This window comes from Nonomuraea rhizosphaerae (assembly GCF_019396405.1).
In the GTDB taxonomy this organism is placed as follows: domain Bacteria; phylum Actinomycetota; class Actinomycetes; order Streptosporangiales; family Streptosporangiaceae; genus Nonomuraea; species Nonomuraea rhizosphaerae.
The window spans coordinates 1-3,683 of record NZ_JAHKRL010000208.1 but is presented as its reverse complement, the minus strand read 5'-3'; the positions used below and the strand labels follow the sequence as shown (position 1 = coordinate 3,683).

Annotated in this window: 3 protein-coding genes and 1 pseudogene; 3 read left to right on the top strand and 1 reads right to left on the bottom strand. The window is 70.2% G+C overall.

The window, feature by feature from the left end:
* The 3 genes and pseudogenes from KME77_RS10105 to uvrB all read left to right on the top strand — a co-directional run.
* A pseudogene (locus KME77_RS10105) lies at positions 1-394 on the top strand (ABC transporter permease); the annotation flags it as partial.
* A gap of 90 nt (positions 395-484) precedes the next feature.
* Positions 485-718 (top strand): helix-turn-helix transcriptional regulator, encoded by a 234-nt coding sequence (locus tag KME77_RS10100; protein WP_219464685.1) that lies wholly within the window; start codon positions 485-487, stop codon positions 716-718.
* A 35-nt stretch (positions 719-753) separates the two neighbouring features.
* Positions 754-2,862, top strand: a complete 2,109-nt coding sequence (gene uvrB / locus KME77_RS10095; RefSeq protein WP_219464676.1) for an excinuclease ABC subunit UvrB — start codon at positions 754-756, stop codon at positions 2,860-2,862.
* Positions 2,863-3,112: 250 nt separating this feature from the next.
* Here the strand turns inward: uvrB and KME77_RS10090 are convergent.
* Positions 3,113-3,683 (bottom strand): alpha/beta hydrolase (locus tag KME77_RS10090; RefSeq protein ID WP_219464666.1); only part of this gene is annotated, 571 nt, incomplete at its 5' end.

The window sequence follows — 3,683 nt, the reverse complement described above, 5'->3', positions numbered from 1 at the left end:
GCTGGCCCCGCTGCCCGTCGGCGCCGTCGTCGGCGCGGTCGCCAGCAGCCCGCAGACCGCCGCCGGCCTGGCGATGCTCGTGGTCGGCGGGGTGACCGCCATCTCCGGCGTCTTCTACCCGATCACGGCGCTGGCCGGCTGGGTGCAGGTGCTCGGCCAGGCCTTCCCCGTGTACTGGCTCGGGCTCGGCATGCGCGCGGCGCTGTCGCCCGCCTCCGCCGCCGCGGCGGAGATCGGCGGCTCCTGGCGCGTCCTGGAGACGCTCGGCGTGCTGTCCCTGTGGAGCGTGGCCGGGCTGCTCCTCGCGCCGCCGATCCTGCGCCGGATGGCCCGGCGCGAGTCCGGCTCGCTGATGCAGGCCCGCCGCGACCGGGCCCTGCAGCGCATCGGATGACCGGGCTGATCGCGTCCGGTACGCCTCGTCCGCTCGGGCAGATGACCGGCTTGGCGCCCGTGCGCGGCCGGGCTGGGAAGATGGTCGGCGATGAGTGAGACCGTCTACAACCGCATCGCGCTGCTGCGCGCCGAGCGCGGCGTCACGCGCAGGCAACTGGCCGACGCCCTCGGGGTGCACTACCAGACGGTCGGCTACCTGGAGCGCGGCGAGTACAGCCCCAGCCTCTACCTGGCACTTCGCATCGCCGAATACTTCGAGGTGCCGGTGGAGGTGGTCTTCTCGACCACGCCGTTCCCGCGCATCGGGGAGCGCACGGCCTGACGGATTCTGTCGGTGCCTGCGCCTACAGTGGCACCATGCGTCCGGTCACAGATTTGCAGCGGAAGGTGGCGCCCTTCGAGGTCGTCACCGAGATGACTCCCTCCGGCGACCAGCCGACGGCCATCGCCGAGCTGGAGCGCCGCGTCAAGGCCGGGGAGAAGGACAGTGTCCTGCTGGGCGCGACGGGCACCGGCAAGACCGCCTCGATCGCCTGGCTGATCGAGCGGCTGCAGCGGCCCGCCCTGGTCATGCAGCCCAACAAGACGCTCGCCGCGCAGTTCGCCAACGAGCTGCGCGAGATGCTGCCCAACAACGCGGTCGAATACTTCGTCTCCTACTACGACTACTACCAGCCCGAGGCGTACGTCCCGCAGAGCGACACCTACATCGAGAAGGACTCCTCGATCAACGACGAGGTCGAGCGGCTGCGCCACTCGGCGACCAACTCGCTGCTCACCCGCCGCGACACGATCGTCGTGGCGTCCGTGTCGTGCATCTACGGCCTGGGCACCCCGCAGGAGTACGTCGACCGCATGGCCAGGCTCCGCGTCGGCATGGACGTCGACCGCGACCAGCTCCTGCGCCGCCTGGTCGACATGCAGTACACGCGCAACGACCTCGCCTTCACCCGCGGCACCTTCCGGGTGCGCGGCGACACGATCGAGATCATCCCGAAGTACGAGGAGCTCGCCGTCCGCATCGAGATGTTCGGCGACGAGATCGAGAAGCTGTCCACCATGCACCCGCTGACCGGCGAGGTCATCACCGAGGACGAGGAGCTCTACATCTTCCCCGCCTCCCACTACGTCGCCGGTGAGGCGCGGATGGCGGCGGCCGTCTCCGGCATCGAGGCCGAGCTGGCCGAGCGGCTGTCGGAGCTGGAGCGGCAGGGCAAGCTGCTGGAGGCGCAGCGGCTGCGGATGCGCACCACGTACGACATCGAGATGATGCGCCAGATCGGCACCTGCTCCGGCATCGAGAACTACTCGCGCCACATGGACGGCCGCGAGGCCGGCAGCGCGCCCAACACGCTGCTCGACTACTTCCCCGAAGACTTCCTGCTGGTGCTCGACGAGTCGCACCAGACCGTGCCGCAGATCGGCGCCATGTACGAGGGCGACGCCTCGCGCAAGCGGACGCTGGTCGACCACGGGTTCCGGCTGCCGTCGGCGATGGACAACCGGCCGCTGAAGTGGGAGGAGTTCCTGGAGCGCATCGGCCAGACCGTCTACCTGTCGGCCACGCCGGGCTCGTACGAGCTGGGGCGGGTCAAGGGCGACGTCGTCGAGCAGGTCATCCGGCCCACCGGCCTGGTCGACCCGGAGATCGTCGTCAAGCCCACCAAGGGGCAGATCGACGACCTGGTCCACGAGATCCGCGAGCGCGCCGACCGCGACGAGCGGGTCCTGGTCACCACGCTGACCAAGAAGATGTCCGAAGACCTCACCGACTACCTGCTGGAGCTCGGCATCCGGGTCCGCTACCTGCACAGCGAGGTCGACACGCTGCGCCGCATCGAGCTGCTGCGCGAGCTGCGCACCGGCGAGTTCGACGTGCTGGTCGGCATCAACCTGCTGCGCGAGGGGCTCGACCTGCCCGAGGTGTCGCTGGTGGCGATCCTCGACGCGGACAAGGAAGGGTTCCTGCGCTCGGAGACGTCCCTGATCCAGACCATCGGGCGGGCCGCCCGTAACGTGTCGGGGCAGGTGCACATGTACGCCGACAAGGTGACGCCGTCGATGGAGCGGGCGATCGACGAGACCAACCGGCGGCGGGCCAAGCAGATCGCCTACAACCAGGCCAACGGGATCGACCCGCAGCCGCTCCGCAAGAAGATCGCCGACATCCTCGACTCGTTGCAGCGCGAGGACGCCGACACCGACCGGCTGCTCGGCGGTGGGCGGTCGGTTTCGCGGGGCAAGGCGCCTGTGCCGGGGTTCGCGGCTCGGCAGGCCGGTCAGCATGCCAAGACCATCGCGGGGGAGATGCCTCGGGCGCAGATGGAGACGTTGATCGAGTCGCTCACCGAGCAGATGCATCAGTCTGCGGCGGATCTGCAGTTCGAGGTGGCGGCTCGGTTGCGGGACGAGATCAAGGAGCTCAAGCGGGAGTTGCGGGACATGCGGGAGGCGGGGGTTCAGTAACGCTTTCTGCTTCGTTCTGCTCCGTTTTGCTTCGTTCCGCAGAGGTGGGCGGGCGTCCCGGCCGACCGCGATTGCCTGGGGTCTGGTGACTTTCGCCTCCGGCGTTGCGCGGGCGCGGGGGTACTTGGCACGGTCTTAAGTCGGCCGGAACGCCCGCCCACCTCCGCTTTCCGCTGCACCGCCGTTTCCTCCTCCGCTCTTGACACGGGCGGGTGGCCGCCTCTTCGCCGCCCCCGGCGGCCCGGCGGCCCTACCAGGCGCTTGTCGCTACTTGGGTGGGTGGGGTGAGGTTGTTGCGGAGGGTTTCGAGGAAGGTGATGATCTCGGCGGCTACCGAGCGGTGTTGGAGGTCGTTGAGGACGTCGTGGTGGGCGTCGTGGACGATGGTGAGGCGTGCCCTGGGCAGGGTCTTGGCTGTTCGGGTGATCGCGTCGTGGTCGGCCAGGGGGTCGGCGTCGCCGACCAGGAGCAGGTGCGGGATGTCGGCGGTGCTTTCGTAGGCCGCGTCCAGCAGCTCCTGGGGGACGGCGGTGGACAGGGCGCCGCGTTCCACGGAGGTGTCGCCGGTCAGGACGCCGCGGTGGGTAGGACAGTGGGTTCGGATGTTGAGTTCGTCCTCCCAGCCCTCGGCGGCCCGTGAGGTGCTGGCGGGCAGGCCGGCGAGTACGGCCGCCTGGGGCCACCAGGGCGCGGCGGGGGAGGCGGCGGCGAGCAGGGCGCCGAGGCCGGCGGCGCCCTGGTCGGAGCCGGCCAGCACCAAGGGGCGCGGCAGCCCGTCCGGCGTCTCGGCAGCGAGGTCGTCGACGGGCGCCCCCAACCGG